We start from the raw sequence: 22,729 nt of genomic DNA on the forward strand, positions 1-22,729 counted from the left end.
GTCTCTATCAGATACGCCACAGGATCTGGATGCCCCAGCCGGCGCAGCCGACCAGCCAGACCAGGGTGAAAACGTTCAGCACCAGGCGCAGGCCCACGGGCTTGACGTAGTCCATCCAGATGTCGCGCACGCCGACCCAGACGTGCCAGGCCAGCGAGACGATCACGGCGAAGGTCAGGAACTTCATCCACTGCGGGGCAAAGATGCCGGCCCACAGGTCATAGCCGACGGAGCCGGTGCTGAAGATCAGCTTGGCCAGCAGCACGATGGTGAACAGTGCCATCAGCACGCCGGTGACGCGCTGCACCATCCAGTCGCGGATGCCGTAGTGCGCACCGACCACGGTGCGCTTGGAGCCGTAATTCACGGACATGGTTCTTTTTCCTTATCGTGAGGGGAGATCGTCTATCAGTACAGGCCGAACAGCTTGGCGCCCAGGATCAGGGTCAGGCCCACGCTCAGCACCAGCACCACCAGGGCGGAGGTCTTGCCGAACTGCTTGTTGACCGCATGGTGGTTCACGTCCATGAACAGGTGGCGCAGGCCGGCGCAGAAGTGGTGCAGGTAGGCCCAGATCAATGCCAGGCACACGAGCTTGAGGAACCATCCGAAGGGACCCGCGAAAACCGAGGTGAAGCCGTCGAAGGAGATCTCCGAGGTCAGCGACATGTCCATCATCCACAGGATGAAAGGCAGCAGGATGAACATCAGCAGGCCGCTGATGCGGTGCAGGATGGACACGATGCCGGCCGGCGGCAACCGGTAGGTGGGGAGGTCCTTGAAGAAGTTGATGTTGCGGAACTCTGGCCGCTTTTTGGCTTGCTCAGTCATGGCAGGGTACTTTCGTGGATGTAACTGCTTCGTAATCGCTCAGGGGCGGCGATGCAAAATTCTATTGCAATGCAATAAAAACAGCTTTGCTGGGAATTGCGTATTTTCGCCCGCTTCTCTGGGGAACGGATCGTTCAGCTCAACGCGTTGCGGTAGTGATGGGTGTCGGTGCGGTACAGGCCACGGCGTAACTCCATGGGAACATCGTTGTATGTGTAAGCGGTGCGCTCCACGCTCAGCAGGGGCGTGGTGCTGGGCACGTCCAGCAGCAGGGCCTGTTCGGCCTCGGGCAGGACGGCGCGGATCTTTTCGTCGGCGCGCACCATGCGCACGCCGTAGTCCAGCTCGAACATGGCGTAGGTGGGGCCCTGGTAGGCGGACATCTGCTCGGCGGTCAGGCCCTTGAAGGCGTGGCCCGGCAGCCAGATGTCTTCCAAAATGGTCGGGATTGCGGAGAACGACAGCACGCGGCGCACGTGCATCACGGCATCGCCGCTGCGCAGCGCCAGGCCGCGCGCCACGTCGGCCGATGCGCGCAGGCGCCGGCAGTCGATGATGCGGCGCTCGGCACGGCCCTCGCCCTGCTGGTCGCCGGCGTCGGGCTGCAGCTTGAGGAAGCGGTACTGCACATGCTGGGCCGCGTGGGTGGCCACGAAGGTGCCCTTGCCCTGGCGGCGCATCACCAGGTTTTCCGCGGCCAGCTCGTCGATGGCCTTGCGCACCGTGCCCTGGCTCACGCGAAAGCGCGCCGCCAGCTCCATCTCGCTGGGGATCAGCTCGCCGGGCCGCCATTCGCCTGCTTCAAGGCTTTGCAGTATCAGTCCCTTGATCTGCTGGTACAGCGGGCTGAAGGCCGGGGTCGATGCGCCCGCGCCGATGGTGGGAGCGGCGTTGTCTGAGGCGAGGGGAGGCAGGGCTGGCATGGGAAAGTTCGGGGTGGGGAGGCTCCCGGCGACGCAGATGAAAGACTTGGAAACAGACGTCGATCATATCTTATATAAGACATAAGACAAATTGACCGGGCTCCGAAATCGGGAGTACACTTTCGCGTTGTTTGCGGAGCACGGGCTGCTGGTTTCTGACGCTGGTGCGACCTGGCGCCGATAACACCTGATTTTTTCCCCATCCCTGGAGTTTCATCATGAGCAAGAAGCCCGTTCGTGTCGCCGTCACCGGTGCCGCCGGTCAAATTGGTTACGCCCTGCTGTTTCGCATCGCCTCCGGCGAAATGCTGGGTAAGGACCAGCCCGTCATTCTGCAACTGCTGGAGATTCCCGACGAGAAAGCCCAGAACGCGCTCAAGGGCGTGATCATGGAACTCGAAGACTGCGCCTTCCCCCTGCTGGCCGGCATCGAAGCCCACTCCGACCCCCTGCAAGCCTTCAAGGACACCGACTACGCCCTGCTGGTCGGCGCGCGTCCCCGCGGCCCCGGCATGGAACGTGCCGACCTGCTGGCTGCCAACGCACAGATCTTCACGGCCCAGGGCAAGGCGCTGAACGCCGTGGCCTCGCGCAACGTGAAGGTGCTGGTCGTCGGCAACCCCGCCAACACCAACGCCTACATCGCCATGAAGTCGGCTCCGGACCTGCCGGCCAAGAACTTCACCGCCATGCTGCGCCTGGACCACAACCGCGCTGCATCGCAGCTGGCTGCCAAGGCCGGTTTCAAGGTCGGCGACATCCGCAAGCTGACCGTCTGGGGCAACCACTCGCCCACGATGTACGCCGACTACCGCTTCGCCACCGTCAACGGTGAAAGCGTCAAGGCCAAGATCAACGACCAGGCCTGGAACAAGGACGTGTTCCTGCCCACCGTCGGCAAGCGTGGCGCCGCCATCATTGCAGCGCGCGGCCTGTCCTCGGCTGCCTCGGCTGCCAACGCTGCCATCGACCACATGCGCGACTGGGCCCTGGGCTCGGGTGGCGAATGGGTCACCATGGGCGTGCCCTCCAACGGCGAATATGGCATCCCCGCCGGCATCGTCTTCGGCTTCCCGGTCACCACCGAGAACGGCGAGTACAAGATCGTCGAAGGCCTGGAAATCGACGCCTTCTCGCAAGAGTGCATCGACAAGACCCTGGCCGAGCTGCAAGGCGAACAGGACGGCGTCAAGCACCTGCTGTAAGCCGCCGGCAAGCCATGCTCGACTGGAATCCCGCGCTTTACCTGCGTTTCGCCAATGAGCGTACGCGCCCCGCAGCCGAGCTGCTGGCGCGTGTGCCCTTGGCCCAGGCCCGCCATGTGGTGGACCTGGGATGCGGGCCGGGCAATTCCACCGAGCTGCTTGCACAGCGCTATGCCGGTGCCACGATCACCGGCATAGACAACTCCCAGGCGATGCTGGCCACCGCGCGCCAGCATCTGCCTGAGGCCCGCTTCGCGCTGGCCGACATTGCTTCCTGGACGCCCGCCCCCGGCGAGAGCGCTCCCGACCTGATTTATGCCAATGCCTCCCTCCAGTGGGTGGGGGAGCATGAAACGCTGGTACCCCGCCTGTTCGCCCAACTGGCGCCAGGGGGCGTGCTGGCGATACAGATGCCCGACAACCGGCAGGAAGCCACGCACCGCGTGATGCGCGAGATCGCCAGCCTGCCCAAGTTTGCCGCCTACATCGGCGATGCCGCCAAGGTGCGGGCCGACATCCTGCCCATCCGCAGCTACTACGACCTGCTGGCCGGACCGCAGGAGCAGGCCGGCGTCGAGGCCGGCGCCGTCGATGTCTGGCACACCGTCTACCAGCATCCCATGGACTCGGCCGGCGCCATCGTCCAGTGGCTGCGCGGCACCGGCCTCAAGCCCTTCGTCGAAGGCCTGCCCGAAGCCCTGCAGGCCGACTTCCTCACCGAATACGAAAACCGCGTGGACGCCGCCTACGGCGTGCGCGCCGACGGCCGGCGCCTGCTGGCCTTCCCCCGCCTGTTCATCGTCGCCCAGCGCAAGCCATGACCGCCGCCACGTCCACACCCTCTCGCGCACACCCGGCCCAGGTGCTGCTCGATGCGCAGGGCGGTGCCCTGCACCTGCCCGTCTGCGACCACTACAGCGGCGTGGAAGTGCGCATGCGCAAGAGCCTGCAGCTGCAGGCCGAGATGATGGCCGAGTTCGGCACCTGCGTGTTCGACGTCACGCTGGACTGCGAGGACGGTGCCCCCGTGGGCCAGGAGGCCGCCCATGCGCGCCTGGTGGCCTCGCTGGCGCGCGATGCCGCGCCCGGTGCCCGCGTGGCTGCGCGCGTGCATGCCGTGGACCACGCCAGCTTCGCGCAGGACCTGGACATCATCGTCGGCGAGGCCGGCGACCGCCTGTGCCACCTCATGCTGCCCAAGGTGGAAAGCGTAGACGACGTGCTGCTGGCCGAGCGGCATCTGGGCCGACTGGGCTGCCGCGAACTGCCGCTGCATGTGCTCATCGAGTCGCCCGCCGCGGTGCACCGCGCCTTCGACATCGCGGCACACCCGCGCGTGCAGAGCATTTCCTTCGGCCTGATGGACTTCGTCTCGGCCCATGGCGGCGCGATTCCTGCCTCGGCCATGGGCTCGGCCGGCCAGTTCGACCATCCGCTGGTCGTGCGTGCCAAGCTGGAGATCGCAGCTGCCTGCCACGCGCACGGCAAGGTGCCTTCGCACTGCGTGGTCACCGAGTTCAGGAATCCACAGGCGCTGCAGGCCGCTGCCACACAGGCGTCACGGCGGCTCGGCTATACCCGCATGTGGAGCATCCACCCGGACCAGATCCGTCCCATCCTCGCCGCGTTCGCGCCCCAGGCCGACGAAGTGGCGCAGGCCGCACAAATACTTACCGCCGCCGAGGCCGCCGACTGGGCGCCCGTCAGCGTGGATGGTGTATTACATGACCGGGCGAGCTACCGCTATTTCTGGCAGTTGCTCACACGTGCCCACCAGACCGGCCAGGCGCTGCCCCCGCAGGTGCAGCCCTGGTTTGCATCAGAATCACTTGCTTAGCCCACACCGGGAATTTGCAGGAGCCCAACGTATGAAGACAGCTATCGCCTCCATCCTGATCGCAGCCCCCTTGCTGGCCATGGGCCTGGGCGCCAGCGCCGCCGAACCTGCCAAGAAGGCTCCGGCCAAGGCCGCCGCCAAGCCTGCGGTCAAGAAGGCTCCCGCCAAGAAGGCCACCGCGGCCAAGGCCGCTGCCGGCGCTGCCGCAGTCGGCGGTGCGGCGGCCGTGGCAGCTGCTGCCCAGCAGCCGCTGTCCGCCGAAGACCTGGCCATCTCGGAGCGCGTGCACACCGGCCGCATTCCCTGCGAGCTGGGCGCCTTCGTCAATGTGACGGCCGACCAGTCCAACCCCGGCTACTTCAACATCGACGGCAAGGGCTTCAAGTACCACATGGCGCCCGTCAAGACCTCGACCGGCACCGTGCGCCTGGAAGACAAGCATGCCGGCGCCGTCTGGCTGCAGATCGCTAACAAGTCCATGCTCATGAACCAGAAGGTCGGCCAGCGCCTGGCCGACGAATGCATGAGCCCTGACCAGCTTCAGGTGGCCGAGGCCATCAAGAAGAACCCGCCTCCCAGCCTGCTGGAAGCACCCAAGCCCGCCGGCCAGTAATCCAGGCCCGGACCTGAGCGTCCCGCAAGCAGCCCCACTTTAGAAAACCATGGAGAGAGAATCATGTTGAAAGCCTACCGTGACCACGTGGCCGAACGCGCCGCGCTCGGTATCCCCCCGCTGCCGCTGGATGCCAAGCAGGTTGCCGAACTGATCGAGCTGATCAAGAACCCGCCCGCTGGCGAGGACGCCTTCCTGCTCGACCTGCTCACGCACCGCGTTCCTCCGGGCGTGGACGATGCCGCCAAGGTCAAGGCCAGCTTCCTGGCGGCCGTGGCCCACGGTGACATCCAGGTGGCTCTCATCTCCAAGGCCAAGGCCACCGAGCTGCTGGGCACCATGGTGGGCGGCTACAACGTGCACCCCCTGATCGAGCTGCTGGACGATGCCGAAGTCGCCGGCGTCGCTGCCGACGCGCTGAAGAAGACGCTGCTGATGTTCGACTTCTTCAACGACGTGGCCACCAAGGCCAAGGCCGGCAACGCCAAGGCCCAGGAAGTCATGCAGAGCTGGGCCGACGCCGAGTGGTTCACCTCGCGCCCCGAAGTGGACAAGAAGATCACCGTCACCGTCTTCAAGGTGCCCGGCGAGACCAACACCGACGACCTGTCGCCTGCACCCGATGCCTGGAGCCGTCCGGACATCCCGCTGCACTACCTGGCCATGCTCAAGAACACTCGTCCCGACGCGGCCTTCAAGCCCGAGGAAGACGGCAAGCGCGGCCCGATGCAGTTCATCGACGACCTCAAGAAGAAGGGTCACCTGGTCGCCTACGTGGGCGACGTGGTCGGCACCGGCTCCTCGCGCAAGTCGGCCACCAACTCCATCGTCTGGGCCACGGGCCAGGACATCCCCTTCGTGCCCAACAAGCGCTTCGGCGGCGTGACCCTGGGCGGCAAGATCGCCCCCATCTTCTTCAACACGCAGGAAGACTCCGGCTCGCTGCCCATCGAAGTGGACGTCTCCAAGCTGGAGATGGGCGACGTCATCGACGTGCTGCCCTATGACGGCAAGCTGGTCAAGAACGGCGAGACCGTCGCCGAGTTCCAGCTCAAGAGCGACGTGCTGTTCGACGAAGTGCGCGCCGGCGGCCGCATCAACCTGATCATCGGCCGTTCGCTGACCGCCAAGGCCCGCGAATTCCTGGGCCTGTCTGCCTCCACCGTGTTCCGCCTGCCCCAGGCGCCCGCTGCTTCGAACGCCGGCTTCACGCTGGCCCAGAAGATGGTCGGCCGCGCCGTCGGCCTGCCGGAAGGCCAGGGCGTACGCCCCGGTACCTACTGCGAGCCGCGCATGACCACCGTGGGTTCGCAGGACACCACCGGCCCCATGACCCGCGACGAGCTCAAGGACCTGGCCTGCCTGGGCTTCTCGGCCGACATGGTCATGCAGTCCTTCTGCCACACGGCCGCCTACCCCAAGCCCGTGGACGTCAAGACCCACCGCGAGCTGCCTGCCTTCATCAGCAACCGCGGCGGCGTGGCCCTGCGTCCCGGTGACGGCGTGATCCACTCCTGGCTCAACCGCCTGCTGCTGCCCGACACCGTGGGCACGGGCGGCGACTCGCACACGCGCTTCCCCATCGGCATCTCCTTCCCCGCAGGTTCCGGCCTGGTGGCCTTCGGCGCCGCCACGGGCGTGATGCCCCTGGACATGCCCGAGTCCGTGCTCGTGCGCTTCAAGGGCGAAATGCAGCCCGGCGTCACCCTGCGTGACCTGGTGCATGCCATTCCCCTGTACGCCATCAAGGCAGGCGCCCTGACCGTGGCCAAGGCCGGCAAGAAGAACATCTTCTCGGGCCGCATCCTGGAAATCGAAGGCCTGCCCGACCTGAAGGTGGAACAGGCCTTCGAGCTGTCCGACGCCTCGGCCGAGCGCTCGGCTGCCGGCTGCACGATCAAGCTCAACCCCGAGCCGATCAAGGAGTACCTGACCTCGAACATCGTTCTGATGAAGAACATGATCGCCGACGGCTACGCCGACGCCAAGACGCTGCAGCGCCGCATCGAGAAGGTCGAAGCCTGGCTGGCCAAGCCCGACCTGCTCGAAGCCGACAAGGACGCCGAATACGCTGCCGTGTTCGAGATCGACCTGGCCGACATCAAGGAACCCATCGTCTGCTGCCCCAACGATCCCGATGACGCCAAGTTCCTGTCCGAAGTGGCCGGCACCAAGATCGATGAAGCCTTCATCGGTTCGTGCATGACCAACATCGGCCACTTCCGCGCAGCAGCCAAGCTGCTGGGCGGCCAGCGCGACATCCCCGTCAAGCTGTGGGTGGCTCCGCCCACCAAGATGGACCAGAACGAGCTGATCAAGGAAGGCCACTACGCCGCCTTCGGCACGGCCGGTGCCCGCACCGAAATGCCGGGCTGCTCGCTGTGCATGGGCAACCAGGCCCAGGTCCGCGAAGGCGCTACGGTGATCTCCACCTCGACCCGCAACTTCCCCAACCGCCTGGGCAAGAACACCAACGTGTTCCTGGGCTCGGCCGAGCTGGCCGCCATCGCATCGCGCCTGGGCAAGCTGCCCACCAAGGAGGAATACCTCAAGGAAATGGGCGTGATCGATGCCGACAAGTCCAGCGTCTACCGCTACATGAACTTCGACCAGATCGAAGAGTACGCGGATGTGGCCAAGGGCGTGAGCGCCTGAGTCCGGCCTGATCCGGCTCCATGAGCAAAGCCCGCTTCGGCGGGCTTTGCTGCTTTCTGGCTCTGTACTTTCCGGTTTACGCAGCCTGCCTCAACCGCCCCAGCACCTCCTGCGTCTGCGCATCCGCCGGAAAGAACGACTCCACGGCCAGCTCCTGCAGTGTCACATCCACCGGCGTGCCGAAGATGGTGATGGTGCTGATGAAGTTCAGCCGGCCATGGTCGGTGTCCAGCGCGAAGGGCACGGCAATGTGGCTGGCAGGTGCTGCGCCATGTGAGTCCGCTTCATCTTCCTTGAACGGGTAGGCGGCAATCTCGTCGTGCAGCGTCTGCAGCTGCGCATCCGACGTGGCGGCAATCTGCTGCTGCAGGCGGTGCAGCAGATGCGCGCGCCAATGGGCTGCATTGGCCAGGCGCGGGCCCAGGCCTTCGGGGTGCAGGCTCAGGCGCAGCACATTGACGGGCGGCTCCAGCAGCCAGGGCGCCACGCCGGCCAGCAGCAGCGGCACGATGGCGTTGGCGGCCACCAGGTTCCAGTGACGGTCCACGGCCAGGGCCGGATTGGGTTCGTGGCCCTTGAGCACCAGGTCCACGGCCTGGCGCGCGGCGGCCAGGTCCGGGTGGTCCAGCGGCCGGGCCTGGTACATGGGGGCGTAGCCTGCGGCCACCAGCAGGGCATTGCGCTCGCGCAGCGGCACGCCCAGGCGCTCGACCAGGCGCAGCACCATCTCGCGGCTGGGCTGGGCGCGGCCGGTTTCCACATAGCTCAGGTGGCGCGTGGAGATCTCGGCCTCCAGCGCCAGGCCCTGCTGGCTCAGGCGGCGGTGCTGGCGCCAGTGGCGCAGATGGTCGCCGAAGGGCGAGCGCGCGGACGGTGGATGGGCGGTGGAGGTCATGGTCCGCATCGTAGCGGCGGGGCTGGCGTGGCGGCCATGACCTGCGAGGTTATCGACCCTGTGCAGCCTGCGGCGGACCATGCAGTCCATGGCATGCACGGTGTGTGCCTGTTGCTCTCAAGGAGTTCGCCATGTCGATGTTCGCTTCCCCCCGTTTCCTGCCCCGCGTGATGTGGGCCGATGCTGCTTCCTGCGCCGCCTCGGGCGCCTTGCAACTGGTGGCGGGGCAGCCGCTGTCGGATGTGACGGGGTTGCCTCTGGCGCTGCTGCAGTCCACAGGCTGGTTTTTGCTGGGCTATGCGCTGCTGGCTGCGTGGATGGCGGCGCGCTCGCCTGTGCCGCGGCGGTTGATCGGGCTGGTGGTTGTGGGGAATTTGGGGTGGGCTGCGGGCTGTGTTGCGCTGTTGGCGTTTGGTGGGTTGGGGTTGTCTGCCTGGGGGGTGGCGTGGGTGTTGGCTCAGGCGGTGGTGGTTGTGGTGTTGGCTGAGTTGCAGTGGACTGGGTTGAGGCGCACGCGCGATGTGGTTGGCGGTGCGCGTGTTGCCATGTCATGACTACAGCGGGCTTGTTTTGACCCTGCCGGGCCGTTGTTTTTCGAGGCCGGGTCTCGGCCCGGCAGCCGACTGCCCTTTCTTGATTCGCCAAGAAAGGTCAGGCCAAAGAAGGCGACCCGGATGCCCGCGACCCCTTCGCTGCGCTGCGGGGCAACCTGCATCGGGCCGCCTGCGGGGTTCGCCGTGAAACTCACTTCGCGCTGCGCGCTACGTTCAAACAATCACGGCGAGTCAGTTGACGAAGCAGTCCTGTCCTTCGGCAGGACTGCAACCCCGCAGGCGGCCCGACGCAGGCGCAGGCATACGGGCAGTTGTACGGGCCTTTGCTGCGCTCGGCCGGGTTCAGGGGGCTGTGCTGCTTTTGACGTGGTGGGAGCAGCCCACGGCGACGACTTCGCCGCTGGTTTCGCTGGCCAGCATGTCGGCGCTGTTGCGGATGGTGCGCAGGGCGCTGGCGAGCACCTCCAGGCGGTTGCTGGTTTCGGGCGTTTCCAGCCACAGCAGGGCCATGCGGGAGAGTGCCGAGATTTCGGCACAGCCTTGCTGCACCAGGCGGTCCACCTCGGTCACGACCTGGGTGAAATGCTCGGCGCTGGGTGGGGGTCTGGGTGTCATGGCTCGGCTCTCCGTGCAAGGTTGAGAGAGGCCGTGGAAAGGCAAACGTTGCGCATGCTTCCGTGCTCCTAGTCGAGGCTTGAGACCACCGGGTTGCGTTTTCAAGCGCAGGCAGGTGGGCGGGATGTTGAAAACACGAGACTAGTCGTGCGGGCAGCCTTGCGGTGAGCCCCATCCCGCCCGAAATCGCACAGACGTGGGCAAGCGCCCACGAATACAGGATTCAGACGTGACAAAGCCTCGCTGACGGGGAGGCTGCACCGCTAGTCTTGGAAAAGGTGTTTTCAAGCACCGGCCCCGTGACAGGGGGCTGGTGCGGATTGTGGCATAGCGACTGCAGTTGCTCCAGCAGGGCTGGCATGACCTGGCAACTGCGGCGAGTCAGTTGACGAAGCAGTCCTGTCCTTCGGCAGGACTGCAACCCCGCAGGCGGCCCGACGCAGGCGCTGGCATACGGGGAGCTGGTGCGGGCCTTTGCTGCGCTCGGCCGGGTTCAGGGGACTGCGCTGCTTTTGACGTGGTGGGAGCAGCCCACGGCGACGACTTCGCCGCTGGTTTCGCTGGCCAGCATGTCGGCGCTGTTGCGGATGGTGCGCAGGGCGCTGGCGAGCACGTCCAGGCGGTTGCTGGTTTCGGGCGTTTCCAGCCACAGCAGGGCCATGCGGGAGAGTGCCGAGATTTCGGCACAGCCTTGCTGCACCAGGCGGTCCACCTCGGTCACGACCTGGGTGAAATGCTCGGCGCTGGGTGGGGGTCTGGGTGTCATGGCTCGGCTCTCCGTGCAAAGGTGAGGCGGGCCATCGAGGTGGATGCGATGTACATGGTTCCGTGCTCCTATTCGAGACTGAACCACCAGGCCGGGTTTTCAAGCACAGCAATGGTGGACGGGATGTTGAAAACACGAGAATAGTCGTGCGGGCAGCCTTGCGGTGAGCCCCATCCCGTCCCAAACCGTTCGGATGCAGGCAAGCGCCCACGATCCAAGCAAATCAGACGTGACAAGGCCTCGCTATCGGGGAGGCCGCTCCGCTATTCTTCAAAGGTGTTTTCAAGCACCGGCCCCGTGACAGGGGGCTGGTGCGGATTGTGGCATAGCGACTGGAGTTGCTCCAGCGGGGCTGGCATGACCTGGCAGGTCATGGACTCGGGGGCTGTGGCGGCGGAGCATCGGCAGGGCCGGCTTGCGAGGTGCATGCCCGGCAATCCACAAGGAGTGCTGATGCCGATGTTTTCCCATGCCCGTTTCCTGCCCCGCACTCTGTGGGCCGACGCCATCTGCTGCGCCGCGGCCGGTGCGGTGCAACTGGCCTTTGCGCAGCCGCTGGCCGTTGTCACGGGGTTGCCGCAGGCGCTGCTGCTGGGCACGGGGTGCTTCTTGCTGGTCTGGGCCTGCGTGGCTGGCTGGGGCGCGTGCCGCATGCCGCGCAGCCGGGGGCTGGTGGCCATTGCCGTGTTCGGCAACTTCGGCTGGGCCCTGGCCTGCGGGGTTGTGCTGTACAGCGGCGTGCTGGAGCCTGCGCCCGCAGGCTGGGCATGGGTGCTGGGCCAGGCGGCCATCGGCGTGGCGCTGGGCGATCTGCAGTGCGCGGGGTTGTGGCGCAGCAGGGCTTCGCTGGCCGGTTCGATGACAGCCCCGTGAAAGCCTGCCGCTTTTTCCGCGCGGACAGCGTTGTCCGCGTGTGACTATCGCCAATGGACCACAGCATCCGCGGGCACTTCTGGGCACAATGGAAATCAGAGTCTTGGTACATGCCCAGCAGCCCGGAAAAAGGCGGCGCGCATGTGCCTTCCCAGAGTTTCATCCAGGAGTCTCACGATGCGCCACGAATATGAAAACACCCTCAAGACCTTTGCTGCGGCGGGGGGCAAGAAGGGCAAGTTCTTCTCCCTGCCTGAGCTGGCAAGGCAATATCCACAGGTCCGGCGATTGCCCGTGTCGCTGCGCATCGTGCTGGAGTCCGTGCTGCGCAACTGCGATGGCAACAAGGTGACGCGCGAGCATGTGGAGCAACTGGCGAACTGGAAGCCCCAGGCCGAGCGCGTGGACGAGATCCCCTTCGTGGTATCGCGCGTGGTGCTGCAGGACTTCACGGGCGTGCCGCTGCTGGCCGACCTGGCCGCCATGCGCAGCACGGCCGCCAGGCTGGGCAAGAAGCCCAAGTCCATCGAGCCGCTGGTGCCCGTGGACCTGGTGGTGGACCACTCCATCATGGTGGACTACTTCGGCACCAAGAAGGCGCTGGACCTGAACATGAAGCTGGAGTTCCAGCGCAACAAGGAGCGCTACCAGTTCATGAAGTGGGGCATGCAGGCCTTCGACACCTTCGGCGTGGTGCCGCCGGGCTTCGGCATCGTCCACCAGGTGAACCTGGAGTACCTGGCGCGCGGCGTGCACAAGACCAAGGACGGCGTGCATTACCCCGACACCCTGGTGGGCACGGACAGCCACACGACCATGATCAACGGCATCGGCGTGGTGGGCTGGGGCGTGGGCGGCATCGAGGCCGAGGCCGCCATGCTGGGCCAGCCCGTGTACTTCCTCACGCCCGATGTGGTGGGCTTCGAGCTGTCGGGCCAGCTGCGCGAGGGCGTGACGGCCACCGACCTGGTGCTGTCGGTGACCGAGATCCTGCGCCGCGAGAAGGTGGTGGGCAAGTTCGTGGAGTTCTTCGGCGAAGGCACGCGCAGCCTGGCGCTGCCCGACCGCGCCACCATCGGCAACATGGCGCCCGAGTACGGCGCCACCATGGGCTTTTTCCCCGTCGATGAAAAGACCATCGACTACTTCAAGGGCACGGGCCGCAGCAAGGCCGAGATCGAGGCCTTCGAGGGCTATTTCCGCGCGCAGGAACTGTTCGGCGTGCCGGCCGCCGGCGAGATCGACTACTCGCATGTGGTGCGCCTGGACCTGGGCACGGTGGCGCCCAGCCTGGCCGGACCCAAGCGCCCGCAGGACCGCATCGAGCTGGGCAATGTGTCGTCCAAGTTCGATGAGCTGTTCAGTGCCCCTGCGGCGCACAACGGGTTCAACCAGCCGATCGAACGGCTGGGCCGGAGCTTTCCCGTAGGCGGTGGCGGCGAGGGCGAGGTGGCTCCCGAGACGCCGGCCCATCCGCCCGGCGCGCAGCGCTCGCTGGCCGAGATGGAGGCCAACAAGCCCAAGCTGGAGGCCGCCCACAGCGAGGCGCCGGTCGATGCCCCCACGCCGCCCAAGCGCCTGAGCATCGCCAACGGCGACGTGCTGATTGCCGCCATCACCAGCTGCACCAACACCTCCAACCCCAGCGTGATGCTGGCCGCCGGCCTGCTGGCCAAGAAGGCGGTGAAGGCCGGGCTCACGGTGCAGCCGCACATCAAGACCTCTCTGGCGCCGGGCTCGCGCGTGGTGACCGAGTATTTGACCGAAGCCGGCCTGCTGCCCTACCTGGAAAAGCTGGGCTTTGCGCTGGCCGGCTACGGCTGCACCACCTGCATCGGCAACGCGGGCGACCTCACGCCGGAGCTCAACGAGGCTATCACCAGCAACGACCTGGTCTGCGCGGCCGTGCTGTCGGGCAACCGCAACTTCGAGGCGCGCATCCACCCCAACATCAAGGCCAACTTCCTGGCCAGCCCGCCCCTGGTCGTGGCCTATGCCATTGCCGGCACGGTGCGCCGCGACCTGATGACCGAGCCCGTGGGCCAGGGCAAGAACGGCCGTGACATCTACCTGGGCGACATCTGGCCGACCAGCGAAGAGATCCACGCGCTGATGAAGTACGCCATGAACGGCAAGGCCTTCCGCGAGAACTACGAGAAGGTGCGCTCCGAGCCCGGCAAGCTCTGGGAAAAGATCCACGGCGTGACGGGCGCCACCTATACCTGGCCCGAGAGCACCTACATTGCCGAGCCGCCGTTCTTCGACGGCTTCCGGCTTGAGCTGGAAGCGCCCGCCGCTGGCGCCGAAGGCTCCAACCCCTACGTGGTGCACGGCGCGCGCGTGATGGCGCTGTTCGGCGACTCCATCACCACCGACCACATCTCGCCGGCCGGCTCCATCAAGGAAAGCTCGCCCGCAGGCCAGTGGCTGCTGGCCCACGGCGTGCAAAAGGCCGACTTCAACAGCTACGGCTCGCGGCGCGGCAACCATGAGGTGATGATGCGCGGCACCTTTGCCAACGTGCGCATCAAGAACCTGATGATTCCCGCGCAGCCCGATGGCTCGCGCGAGGAGGGCGGCCTGACGCTGTACCGCGACGGCACGGGCCAGGTCACCAAGATGCCCATCTACGACGCGGCCATGAAGTACCAGGCCGAGGGCCGTGCCACCGTGATCTTCGCGGGCGAGGAGTACGGCACGGGATCGAGCCGCGACTGGGCCGCCAAGGGCACGCAGCTGCTGGGCATCAAGGCCGTGGTGGCGCGCAGCTTCGAGCGCATCCACCGCTCCAACCTGGTGGGCATGGGCGTGCTGCCGCTGCAGTTCCTGGGCACGGACAGCTGGCAGACCCTGGGCCTGACGGGCGAGGAGTTCGTGGAGGTGGTTCCCGCCGCCGACCTGGCACCGCAAAGCGAGGCCCAGCTGGTGATCACGCGTGCCGATGGCAGCAAGCAGACCGTGGTGGTCAAGCTGCGCATCGACACGCCCATCGAGGTGGACTATTACAAGCACGGCGGCATCCTGCCGTACGTTCTCAGGCAGCTCCTTGAATGAAGTTGGAAACCCCCTGAGCCGCTATGCGGCCTCCCCCTGGAAGGGGGACGACACCCTGGCGGCGGGGCGGCCCTTGCTCGGTGTCCCTCGCTTTTGGGTCACGCCAGTTTTGGACAGAGTGAACTGAGCAAGGGTGTGGCGTTTAGGGCTGCTGCACCAGCCTGCCCACGCTGTCGCGCAGGTGGGCCAGCAGCGATTCGACCAGGGGCTGCACATGGCCCGGATGCCACATGGCCTGCATCTGCGACTGCGGGTGCCGGCCCTGGATGGGCACGAAGGCCAGCCCCGGAAAGCCCACGCGCTGCAGGCAGGACGGAACCAGGGACACGCCCTGGTCCAGCGACACCATGGACAGCACCGACAGCCAGTGCCGCACCTCGTGGTGCAGGTCGGGCGTGAAGCCCTCGCTCTGGCAGATCTGCCAGATCTGCTGGTGGTAGTCGGGCGAGACCTGGCGCGAGAACAGCACCATGCGCTCGCCCGCCAGCTGGCGCACCTGCAGCGTGCGCTGGCCGGCCAGCGCATGGCTGTCCGGCAGGCAGGCCATGAAGGGCTCGCTCACCAGGGTGTGTGATTGCAGGCCTGGCGCGGGGCGCGTGGCGTGCAGCAGGCCCAGGTCCAGGCGTTCCTGCTGCAGGGAGGCGATCTGCTCTGCGCTGTTGAGCTCCAGCATGTCGATGCGCACCAGCGGGTGCCGGGCGCGAAAGCTCTCCAGCGCCTCGGGCAGCCCGCGGTAGATGGCCGAACCCACAAAGCCCAGCCGGATGCGGCCCTGCACGCCGTCGGCGATGGCGCGCATGTCCTGGCGCACGCGCTGGGCCTGTTCCATGATGTCCTGGGCCTGCACGCGCAGGTGCTTGCCGGCGGCCGTGAGCCGCACCTCCTTGCTGGTGCGCTCGAACAGCTGGGCGCCCAACTCTTCCTCCAGCTGGCGGATGGCCACGCTCAGCGGCGGCTGGGAGATGGACAGGCGCTGGGCTGCACGGCTGAAGTGCAGCTCCTCGGCCAGCACCAGAAAGTACCTCAGTTGTCTCAGCTCCATGGTGTTCTATCCGGTTTGACTATTGATCAATACGTTATCGATATTTGACTCGAATAGGACTGTTTCCAAGAATGGGGGCATCCCCAAGACCCGGAGCCCATGCGCCCGGGCCAGGTTCCCGCACAGGAGACAGACCATGAACCCCGAACCGCAGGCGCTGGCCGCCATGCAGTCTTCCCCCGCCCAGGCTTTCCAGGCCGTGCCCGACCGCCACGGCAGCAACCTGTACACCACCGATTCGCAGTTGCAGCCGCTGCTGGCGCTGTACCTGCCGCCCGAGGTGAACGCGCACCTGCAGCCCCATCTGGAGCGCATGGGCGCGCTGGCCGGCCGCGAGATCGATGAATGGGCGCTGACCGCCGACCGCAATCCGCCCGAGCTGGAGCACCGCGACCGCACGGGGCGCGATGCGCAGCGCATCGTCAAGCACCCGGCCTATGTGGAGATGGAGCGCATTGCCTACGGCGAGTTCGGCCTGGCCGTCATGTCGCACCGCACGGGCGTGCTGGGCTGGGATGGCAAGCTGCCGCCGCTGGCCAAGTACGCGCTGACCTATCTGTTCGTGCAGGCCGAGTTCGGCCTGTGCTGCCCGCTGTCCATGACGGACTCGCTGGCGCGCACGCTGCGCAAGTACGGCGAGCCGGCCCTGGTCGAGAAGTACTGGCCGCGCATGACGCAGCTGCGCTTCGAGGACCAGGCCCAGGGCGCCATGTTCATGACCGAGCAGGCGGCCGGCTCGGACATCTCCAACACCCAGACGCTGGCCCGCCCGGCCGCCGACGGCAGCTGGCGCCTGTCGGGCGACAAGTGGTTCTGCTCCAACCCCGATGCCGACTTCGCCATGGTGCTGGCGCGCGTGGAGGGCGCGCCCGCGGGCATGAAGGGCATCTCGCTGTTCCTGCTGCCGCGCCGGCTCGATGACGGCTCGGCCAACCATTACCGCATCGTGCGGCTCAAGCACAAGCTGGGCACGCGCTCCATGGCCAGCGGCGAGATCGTGCTCGACGGCGCCGTCGCCTACCTGGTGGGCGAGCAGGGCCGGGGCTTCGTGCAGATGGCCGACATGGTCAACAACTCGCGCCTGTCCAACGGCGTGCGCTCGGCCGGGCTGATGCGCCGTGCCGTGGCCGAGGCCGAGTACGTGGCGCGCGAGCGCCGCGCCTTCGGCAAGGCCCTGCAGGACATGCCGCTGATGCAGCGCCAGCTCGACAAGCTGCGCATCTACTCCGAGCAGGCCCGCACCATGGTGCTGCAGACGGCCCAGGCGCTGCAGCGTTCGGACGCAGGCGAAGACGGCGCCTACGCGCTGCTGCGCATCCTCACGCCCATGATCAAGTTCCGCGCCTGCCGCGACGCGCGCAAGGTCACGGGCGACGCCATGGAGGTGCGCGGCGGATGCGGCTACATCGAGGAATGGAGCGATCCGCGCCTGGTGCGCGACTCCCACCTGGGATCGATCTGGGAAGGCACCAGCAACATCGTGGCGCTGGACGTGATCCGCGCCATCAAGCGCGAAGGCTCGCTGCCCGTGCTGCGCGACCACGCGGCCCAGTTGCTGGCCCAGACCGAGGCGGCCACGGAATTCAAGGCCGCGCTGTCGGCCAGCATGGACAAGGCTGCGGCCCTGGCCCTGCGCGCAGCGGAGGAGGGCGGTGACCGCCTGGCGCGCGCCGCCGCCTCGGGCCTGTACCACTGCTTCACGGCCACGGCCATGGCCTGGGAGGCCTCTTGCACACGCAGTGCCGAACGCATGCGCTGGGCCCAGCTGGTGCTGCTGCACCGCGTGCTGCCGCGCGACCCGCTGGCGGCAGGCGACCTGCCCGAAGGCTGGACACGCTGAGCCCATCGACCGCACTGACCCAGAACACACATCCCGTCCACAGGGATGACCGCACAAGTACCGGAGACAAACACCATGCCTTGCACTGACCCGAAGCCGTCCTTCCAGAAACGCCGATTCCTGTGCGCCTGTGCGCTCGCCGCCACCGCCGCGCTGCCGGCCGCCGCACTGGCCGAGCGCTTTCCCGAGCGGCCCATCAGCTTCGTCGTTCCCTTCCCGCCCGGCGGGCCCACGGACGCCATGGCACGCGTGCTGGCCACGGCGCTGACCGAGACGCTGGGCCAGAGCGTGATCGTGGAGAACAAGGCCGGCGCAGGCGGCAACATCGGCGCCGACTTCGTGGCCCGCGCCAGGCCCGACGGCTACACCATCATGTTCGGCACCTCGGGGCCGCTGGCCATCAACAAGCACCTGTACCGCAAGATCAACTACGACCCGCAGACCAGCTTCGCGCCCATCATCCGCGTGGGCCACCTGCCCAATGTGCTGGTGGTCAACCCGACCACCAAGGCCACCACCGTGCAGGAGCTGATCGCGCAGGACAAGGCCAAGCCGGGCAGCCTGGACTATGCGTCCTCGGGCAACGGCGCCTCCTCGCACCTGGCCGGCGTGCTGTTCAACAAGATGGCCGGCACCTCGCTGCAGCACATCCCCTACAAGGGCACGGGCCCGGCGCTCAACGACCTGCTGGCGGGGCAGGTGAACATGACCTTCACCGACATCCTCACCGCCATGCCCTACATCAAGGCCGGCAAGTTCAAGGCCATTGGCGTGGCCACGGAAAAGCGCTCCCAGGCCATGCCCGATATTCCCACCATCGCCGAGCAGGGCCTGCCCGGCTACGACGTGAGCGTGTTCTTCGGCGTGGTGGCACCGGCCGGCACGCCGGCCGACCGCATCGAGACGCTGAACGCGGCCTTCCGCAAGGCCCTGGGCAGCGAGCGCATCCGCAAGACCTTTGCCGACCAGGGGCTGGAGCCGGCATCGGATCTGTCGCCAGCGGGGCTGTCGACCTTCATCGCGCAGGAAGTGACCAAGTGGAAGGCCGTGGTCGATGCCTCCGGCGCCAAACTGGATTGAATAGATGGAGAACACCCCCTGAGCGGCTACGCCGCTTCCCCCTCTCTCGCACGCGGGAGTGGGACGGCGCCTTCGCTGCGGGGCGGCCCTTGCTGGGCGCCCCAGTGGCTTGAAACACGCCAGTCTTGCACCTTGTGCCAATGAAGAAAGAAACTTTATGAGCAGAGCCAATGGTGCCCTCCAGGGCATCCGTGTCCTCGACCTCTCCCGCATTCTTGGTGGCCCGCTGTGCGGCCAGATCCTGGGCGACCACGGCGCCGACGTGCTCAAGGTGGAGCCGCCGCAGGGCGACGATACGCGCGCCTGGGGGCCGCCGTTCCAGGACGGAGTGTCCTCCTACTACCGGGGCCTGAACCGCAACAAGCGGCTGCAGTTCCTGGACCTGTCCCTGCCCGAAGGCCAGCAGGCCGTGGTGGCGCTGATGGAGCAGGCCGACGTGGTGGTGGAGAACTTCAAGATCGGCACCATGGAGAAATGGGGCATTGGCTGGGAGCAGCTGCGCGAGCGCTTTCCGCGCCTCATCTGGTGCCGCGTCAGCGGCTTCGGCGCCGATGGCCCGCTGGGTGCCTGGCCCGGCTATGACGCGGCCATCCAGGCCATGACGGGGCTGATGAGCGTCAACGGCGAGGCCGGCGGCGATCCGCTGCGCGTGGGCCTGCCGGTGGTGGACATGGTCACGGGCATGAACGGCGTCATCGGCGTGCTGCTGGCGCTGCAGGAGCGCCAGTGCAGCGGCCTGGGCCAGCTGGTCGATGTCTCGCTGTACGACAGCGGCATCTCGCTGCTGCACCCGCATGCGGGCAACTGGTTCATGAGCGGCAGGACGCCAGGGCGCTCGGGCAACGCCCATCCCAACATCTATCCCTACGACAGCTTTGCCACGCGCACCACGCCGGTCTTCCTGGCCGTGGGCAACGACCGCCAGTTCCGCCTGCTGTGCGAGCACCTGGGATGCCCGCAACTGGTGGCCGACGAGCGCTTTGCCACGGCCGGCCAGCGCTCGCACCACCGCGATGCGCTCAAGCCGCTGCTGGAGCAGGCCCTGCAGTCCTGCGACGGCCCCGCCCTGGCCGATGCGCTGATGGCCATCGGCGTGCCCGCCGCGCCCGTGCTGGGCGTGGACGCGGCGCTCAACCACCCGCATACCCTGCACCGCGAGATGGTGGTGGAGATGGCGGGCGGCTACCGGGGCCTGGGCGCGCCCGTCAAGCTCAGCCGCACGCCGGCCAGCTACCGGCATGCGCCGCTGGCCGAGGGCGACCGCTTCGAGTGAGTTGCCTGGTGCGCTCAGGGCACGATGGGGCGCAGTTGTGCATCGGCCATGCCCACCAGCAGCGCACGCCCGTCGGGCTCCACGCGGAACTCGCCGTAGCGGGCCTGCTCCCAGCGCTGGCCATCGCCTTCGCGGAAGTACCAGGCATCGGTCACCAGCGTCCACCGGCCGCCGCGCGGGGTGAGTTCAAAGCGCTGCTCGCCGGGCGCCAGCGGCTCGCTGGCCGTGCCGGTGCGCAGCCACTGCACCACGCCCTGCTCATCGAGCTTGCCGATGGCGTAGAGGCGTCCGCTGCGCAGGTTCTCTTTCTCCACGTCCCTGTCCTCGGAAGGCAGGCGGAAGTTCAGGCGCATGTAGTCGCCCTGCATCAGGGAGCGCGGGTCCACCGGCGCCAGTTCCACGAAAACCTTGCGGCCCTGGGCGATGGTGCGCTCCTTCTGCGCAATGCCGATATTGGCCACCGCCAGCGTGCAGGCCGCCGTCAGCACCACCAGCCACGGCGCCCAGCGCTGCAGGGGCGCCGCGCCCGATGCGGCGGCGGTCTCCGCGCTGCCTGGCAGGGCTGCGGCGCGCGGCCCTGCCCAGGCCAGCAGGCCCAGCAAGGCGCCGCAGCCGGCCAGCACCATGGCCTTCGTCGCCAATGGCCAGGCCAGCTGGTAGTAGAAGCTGCCCACGATCCAGGCCGCAGCCAGGGCGGCTGCTGCGGCCTGCCGCCAGCGGCCGCTGGTGCCGGTCACCGCCAGCGCCAGCAGGCAGGCGCCCAGCCAGGGCAGGAAGGCACTCAGCACGGCCAGCACCATGGCAGCCACGGCGGCGCGCGGCTGCCGCAGCGTGGGCCATGCGCGCTGGGCGAACCAGGCGGCTGCCAGGGCCAGCACGGCCGAGCCGGCCTGCGTCAGAACGCCCATGGAGGTGTTCGGGGCGGCTTCCTGCGCCAGCTCGCCCGCCAGGCCGCCGCCCAGCACGCCGGCCACCATGAAGCTCCTGCCGGACAGAAAGGCCAGGCCAGCCAGCACCGCCAGCAGCCAGCCCGTGGCAAAGGGCTCCAGCGCCGCCGCCATGCGGGTCTGTGCCGCAGACTGCCCCAGCGCGCGCCACTGGGCTGCCAGCAGCAGCATCCAGAGCAGCAGCGCCGCATGCACGATGACCCAGGTCGGCACGCCTGCGTACAGGGTGGATGGATCGTTGTCCGGCCAGAGCATGGTGCAAAACAGCAGCGCGCAGGCGGCGCCCAGCAGCACGCGCAGCCAGGGCCTTGCAATGGCGGCCGTGCAGGCCAGCGCAATGGCCAGGCCTATCGCGGCCGCAGCCTGCCCCGACAGGTCGCGCGCCAGGCCAAAGCCCAGCAGGCCGGCGCCGGTCAGCATGGCAGGCAGGGCCAGCTGCTCCAGGAAGACGGGCAGCTCCTCGGCGCGCAGCACGGCCACGGCTGCGGCCAGCATCATGGCGCCGATCACATAGGTGCCGGCGCCGCGCTCTATCCAGTCGGACAGGGCAAACGCAAACAGAATCAGCAAGGGAAGAAGGGCCAGCCAGGCGCCCAGCGCCGTGAGCAGCACCACCGCCCAATGGCGGTCGTTGGCGGCAGGGCGGCGGTCCTGCAAGGCGGCAGGCGGCAGGATGCCCTGGTCCACGGCCTGGCGCAGCAGGGTGTCGTGTTCGTGGCTCATTGAAGGCCTCCTTCCGCGTTGCGGGACATTCGAAGCACCAGGCTCACCGTGGCCGCCAGCAGGCACGCAGCGCCCAGGCCGACGAGCAGCAGCATGCCCGTGAAGTCCGCCCCCAGTTTCTCCAGCAGCAGGTAGACCAGGCCGCACACCAGCAGCACGTTCAGGCCCAGCGCCGCACCGCTGAGCAGGAAGATGTCGAAATGCCTGCGCAGGCCCGCCAGCGCCGCCGCGCCTGCCAGCAGCACCAGCCCCAGCGGGTACTGCGGCGCCACCGTGCTGTGGAACAGCCCGCTGATGGCAGTGGAGGTGATCATCGCCAGCGCCAGTGCGCCCGCGCCGCGCAAGGCCCACAGCCCCGCGCCCGTGAAGCGCCGCAGGGCCGGTGCCATGACCGCGGTGACGGCAAGGGCGGCGCCCAGGGCCACGGCATGCACGCCCAGGTCGCGCGACTCCACCTCCCAGAACTGCGGCGTATGGGCCTGCGCCCATAGCGCAATGCCCGTCATGGCAACCACCACCCAGGGCACCCAGACGCCATCGCTGCGCGCCGCCAGGGCCAGCGGCAGGGTCAGCGCTGCCCACAGCGCAAACAGCTGCCAGGGGTCCGCTCCCGTCTGGTAGGTCTGCCCGAAAAAGGCGAACAGCGCACCCGTGCCCAGCAGTGCCAGCACGGACAGCGGCACGCGCGCCGCCGCGCGCCATGCCGCGCCAAGACACATCACGAGCACGAAGCCCTGCAGCAGGGCAAAGCGCTGCATGCGGCCCATGCTCTCCCAATTGGCGGCAATCCACAGCACGATGCCCAGCCCGCCCAGCGCCGCGCCCAGCAAGGCCACCACGGGCCACAGGCGGGTTCTGAGGGCGGCCGGTTCATGCCCGAATCCCGCCAGTGCAAACAGCTGCACGGCGGCCTTGCGGTCCAGGCCATGCTGGCGGACAAGGTCATGCAATAGGGGGCGCAGGTTCATGGTGTGGATGTTCCTTGGCTTGAAGATGCGGATGC

At 67.4% G+C, this 22,729-nt stretch carries 20 protein-coding genes; 11 read left to right on the forward strand and 9 right to left on the reverse strand.

Features of this window, described 5'->3' with window-relative positions:
- Positions 1–7: 7 nt before the first annotated feature.
- The 3 genes from sdhD to ACF8ME_RS28700 all read right to left on the reverse strand — a co-directional run bounded on the left by sdhD (position 8) and on the right by ACF8ME_RS28700 (position 1,754).
- Positions 8–373, reverse strand: a complete 366-nt coding sequence (gene sdhD, locus ACF8ME_RS28690; RefSeq protein WP_012204346.1) for a succinate dehydrogenase, hydrophobic membrane anchor protein — start codon at positions 371–373, stop codon at positions 8–10.
- A 35-nt stretch (positions 374–408) separates the two neighbouring features.
- The gene (gene sdhC / locus ACF8ME_RS28695) at positions 409–831 is read right to left on the reverse strand and encodes a succinate dehydrogenase, cytochrome b556 subunit (protein WP_016450200.1); all 423 of its coding nucleotides are present in this window, start codon (positions 829–831) and stop codon (positions 409–411) included.
- Positions 832–965: 134 nt separating this feature from the next.
- Positions 966–1,754, reverse strand: coding sequence for a GntR family transcriptional regulator (locus ACF8ME_RS28700; protein WP_392419257.1), 789 nt, complete (start codon positions 1,752–1,754; stop codon positions 966–968).
- Positions 1,755–1,972: 218 nt separating this feature from the next.
- On the opposite strand from ACF8ME_RS28700, the gene ACF8ME_RS28705 reads away from it, so the two are divergent.
- From ACF8ME_RS28705 to acnB, 5 genes are all read left to right on the forward strand, one after another.
- A complete protein-coding gene (locus ACF8ME_RS28705) occupies positions 1,973–2,959 on the forward strand; it encodes a malate dehydrogenase (RefSeq protein ID WP_012204349.1) in 987 nt (328 codons plus the stop codon).
- A gap of 14 nt (positions 2,960–2,973) precedes the next feature.
- On the forward strand, positions 2,974–3,780 hold the full coding sequence (gene tam, locus ACF8ME_RS28710; RefSeq protein WP_392419258.1) for a trans-aconitate 2-methyltransferase: 807 nt from the start codon (positions 2,974–2,976) through the stop codon (positions 3,778–3,780).
- Positions 3,777–4,796 (forward strand): CoA ester lyase, encoded by a 1,020-nt coding sequence (locus tag ACF8ME_RS28715; RefSeq protein WP_012204351.1) that lies wholly within the window; start codon positions 3,777–3,779, stop codon positions 4,794–4,796. The genes tam and ACF8ME_RS28715 overlap by 4 nt, the downstream gene beginning before the upstream one ends.
- Before the next feature lie 31 nt (positions 4,797–4,827).
- On the forward strand, positions 4,828–5,409 hold the full coding sequence (locus ACF8ME_RS28720; RefSeq protein WP_016450203.1) for a hypothetical protein: 582 nt from the start codon (positions 4,828–4,830) through the stop codon (positions 5,407–5,409).
- Positions 5,410–5,472: 63 nt separating this feature from the next.
- Positions 5,473–8,064, forward strand: a complete 2,592-nt coding sequence (acnB, locus tag ACF8ME_RS28725; protein ID WP_016450204.1) for a bifunctional aconitate hydratase 2/2-methylisocitrate dehydratase — start codon at positions 5,473–5,475, stop codon at positions 8,062–8,064.
- A gap of 76 nt (positions 8,065–8,140) precedes the next feature.
- On the opposite strand, the gene ACF8ME_RS28730 is transcribed toward acnB, so the two are convergent.
- Positions 8,141–8,959: a helix-turn-helix domain-containing protein gene (locus tag ACF8ME_RS28730; protein ID WP_203399749.1), complete on the reverse strand. Its 819-nt coding sequence runs from the start codon at positions 8,957–8,959 to the stop codon at positions 8,141–8,143.
- A 131-nt stretch (positions 8,960–9,090) separates the two neighbouring features.
- Between ACF8ME_RS28730 and ACF8ME_RS28735 the strand changes: the two genes are divergently transcribed.
- The gene (locus ACF8ME_RS28735) at positions 9,091–9,513 is read left to right on the forward strand and encodes a hypothetical protein (RefSeq protein WP_392419259.1); all 423 of its coding nucleotides are present in this window, start codon (positions 9,091–9,093) and stop codon (positions 9,511–9,513) included.
- 342 nt (positions 9,514–9,855) lie between these two features.
- On the opposite strand, the gene ACF8ME_RS28740 is transcribed toward ACF8ME_RS28735, so the two are convergent.
- A complete protein-coding gene (locus tag ACF8ME_RS28740) occupies positions 9,856–10,128 on the reverse strand; it encodes a hypothetical protein (RefSeq protein WP_392419260.1) in 273 nt (90 codons plus the stop codon).
- Between the two features lie 493 nt (positions 10,129–10,621).
- Entirely contained in the window at positions 10,622–10,894 is a 273-nt protein-coding gene (locus ACF8ME_RS28745; RefSeq protein WP_209672641.1) for a hypothetical protein, read from the reverse strand.
- A 453-nt stretch (positions 10,895–11,347) separates the two neighbouring features.
- On the opposite strand from ACF8ME_RS28745, the gene ACF8ME_RS28750 reads away from it, so the two are divergent.
- Positions 11,348–11,767: a hypothetical protein gene (locus tag ACF8ME_RS28750; protein ID WP_392419261.1), complete on the forward strand. Its 420-nt coding sequence runs from the start codon at positions 11,348–11,350 to the stop codon at positions 11,765–11,767.
- A gap of 177 nt (positions 11,768–11,944) precedes the next feature.
- Positions 11,945–14,821, forward strand: a complete 2,877-nt coding sequence (locus ACF8ME_RS28755; RefSeq protein ID WP_392419262.1) for an aconitate hydratase — start codon at positions 11,945–11,947, stop codon at positions 14,819–14,821.
- 142 nt (positions 14,822–14,963) lie between these two features.
- Here ACF8ME_RS28755 and ACF8ME_RS28760 read toward each other — a convergent pair whose 3' ends face one another.
- The gene (locus ACF8ME_RS28760) at positions 14,964–15,863 is read right to left on the reverse strand and encodes a LysR substrate-binding domain-containing protein (protein ID WP_392419263.1); all 900 of its coding nucleotides are present in this window, start codon (positions 15,861–15,863) and stop codon (positions 14,964–14,966) included.
- Positions 15,864–15,999: 136 nt separating this feature from the next.
- Here ACF8ME_RS28760 and ACF8ME_RS28765 point away from each other — a divergent pair, with 136 nt between their 5' ends.
- From ACF8ME_RS28765 to ACF8ME_RS28775, 3 genes are all read left to right on the forward strand, one after another.
- On the forward strand, positions 16,000–17,703 hold the full coding sequence (locus ACF8ME_RS28765; protein ID WP_203399746.1) for an acyl-CoA dehydrogenase family protein: 1,704 nt from the start codon (positions 16,000–16,002) through the stop codon (positions 17,701–17,703).
- Between the two features lie 75 nt (positions 17,704–17,778).
- Positions 17,779–18,783 carry a tripartite tricarboxylate transporter substrate binding protein gene (locus tag ACF8ME_RS28770; protein WP_034368152.1) on the forward strand — a complete coding sequence of 335 codons (1,005 nt, stop codon included), beginning with the start codon at positions 17,779–17,781 and terminating at the stop codon, positions 18,781–18,783.
- Positions 18,784–18,940: 157 nt separating this feature from the next.
- Positions 18,941–20,056: a CaiB/BaiF CoA transferase family protein gene (locus ACF8ME_RS28775; protein ID WP_392419264.1), complete on the forward strand. Its 1,116-nt coding sequence runs from the start codon at positions 18,941–18,943 to the stop codon at positions 20,054–20,056.
- A 14-nt stretch (positions 20,057–20,070) separates the two neighbouring features.
- On the opposite strand, the gene ACF8ME_RS28780 is transcribed toward ACF8ME_RS28775, so the two are convergent.
- Together ACF8ME_RS28780 and ACF8ME_RS28785 are read right to left on the reverse strand one after the other, a co-directional pair.
- Positions 20,071–21,726: a GDYXXLXY domain-containing protein gene (locus ACF8ME_RS28780; protein WP_392419265.1), complete on the reverse strand. Its 1,656-nt coding sequence runs from the start codon at positions 21,724–21,726 to the stop codon at positions 20,071–20,073.
- Entirely contained in the window at positions 21,723–22,694 is a 972-nt protein-coding gene (locus tag ACF8ME_RS28785) for a DUF2157 domain-containing protein (protein ID WP_126311703.1), read from the reverse strand. Before ACF8ME_RS28785 ends, ACF8ME_RS28780 begins: the two co-directional genes overlap by 4 nt.
- Positions 22,695–22,729 lie beyond the last annotated feature (35 nt).

It is taken from the genome of Delftia sp. WSY_7 (assembly GCF_043104845.1).
In the GTDB taxonomy this organism is placed as follows: domain Bacteria; phylum Pseudomonadota; class Gammaproteobacteria; order Burkholderiales; family Burkholderiaceae_C; genus Comamonas; species Comamonas tsuruhatensis.

Excerpts from the sequence above, each read along its gene's own strand:
- sdhD (WP_012204346.1), bottom strand. The coding sequence starts at position 373 with ATGTCCGTGAATTACGGCTCCAAGCGCACCGTGGTCGGTGCGCACTAC.
- sdhC (WP_016450200.1), bottom strand. The coding sequence starts at position 831 with ATGACTGAGCAAGCCAAAAAGCGGCCAGAGTTCCGCAACATCAACTTC.
- ACF8ME_RS28700 (WP_392419257.1), bottom strand. The coding sequence starts at position 1,754 with ATGCCAGCCCTGCCTCCCCTCGCCTCAGACAACGCCGCTCCCACCATC.
- ACF8ME_RS28705 (WP_012204349.1), top strand. The coding sequence starts at position 1,973 with ATGAGCAAGAAGCCCGTTCGTGTCGCCGTCACCGGTGCCGCCGGTCAA.
- tam (WP_392419258.1), top strand. The coding sequence starts at position 2,974 with ATGCTCGACTGGAATCCCGCGCTTTACCTGCGTTTCGCCAATGAGCGT.
- ACF8ME_RS28715 (WP_012204351.1), top strand. The coding sequence starts at position 3,777 with ATGACCGCCGCCACGTCCACACCCTCTCGCGCACACCCGGCCCAGGTG.
- ACF8ME_RS28720 (WP_016450203.1), top strand. The coding sequence starts at position 4,828 with ATGAAGACAGCTATCGCCTCCATCCTGATCGCAGCCCCCTTGCTGGCC.
- acnB (WP_016450204.1), top strand. The coding sequence starts at position 5,473 with ATGTTGAAAGCCTACCGTGACCACGTGGCCGAACGCGCCGCGCTCGGT.
- ACF8ME_RS28730 (WP_203399749.1), bottom strand. The coding sequence starts at position 8,959 with ATGACCTCCACCGCCCATCCACCGTCCGCGCGCTCGCCCTTCGGCGAC.
- ACF8ME_RS28735 (WP_392419259.1), top strand. The coding sequence starts at position 9,091 with ATGTCGATGTTCGCTTCCCCCCGTTTCCTGCCCCGCGTGATGTGGGCC.
- ACF8ME_RS28740 (WP_392419260.1), bottom strand. The coding sequence starts at position 10,128 with ATGACACCCAGACCCCCACCCAGCGCCGAGCATTTCACCCAGGTCGTG.
- ACF8ME_RS28745 (WP_209672641.1), bottom strand. The coding sequence starts at position 10,894 with ATGACACCCAGACCCCCACCCAGCGCCGAGCATTTCACCCAGGTCGTG.
- ACF8ME_RS28750 (WP_392419261.1), top strand. The coding sequence starts at position 11,348 with ATGCCGATGTTTTCCCATGCCCGTTTCCTGCCCCGCACTCTGTGGGCC.
- ACF8ME_RS28755 (WP_392419262.1), top strand. The coding sequence starts at position 11,945 with ATGCGCCACGAATATGAAAACACCCTCAAGACCTTTGCTGCGGCGGGG.
- ACF8ME_RS28760 (WP_392419263.1), bottom strand. The coding sequence starts at position 15,863 with ATGGAGCTGAGACAACTGAGGTACTTTCTGGTGCTGGCCGAGGAGCTG.
- ACF8ME_RS28765 (WP_203399746.1), top strand. The coding sequence starts at position 16,000 with ATGAACCCCGAACCGCAGGCGCTGGCCGCCATGCAGTCTTCCCCCGCC.
- ACF8ME_RS28770 (WP_034368152.1), top strand. The coding sequence starts at position 17,779 with ATGCCTTGCACTGACCCGAAGCCGTCCTTCCAGAAACGCCGATTCCTG.
- ACF8ME_RS28775 (WP_392419264.1), top strand. The coding sequence starts at position 18,941 with ATGAGCAGAGCCAATGGTGCCCTCCAGGGCATCCGTGTCCTCGACCTC.
- ACF8ME_RS28780 (WP_392419265.1), bottom strand. The coding sequence starts at position 21,726 with ATGAGCCACGAACACGACACCCTGCTGCGCCAGGCCGTGGACCAGGGC.
- ACF8ME_RS28785 (WP_126311703.1), bottom strand. The coding sequence starts at position 22,694 with ATGAACCTGCGCCCCCTATTGCATGACCTTGTCCGCCAGCATGGCCTG.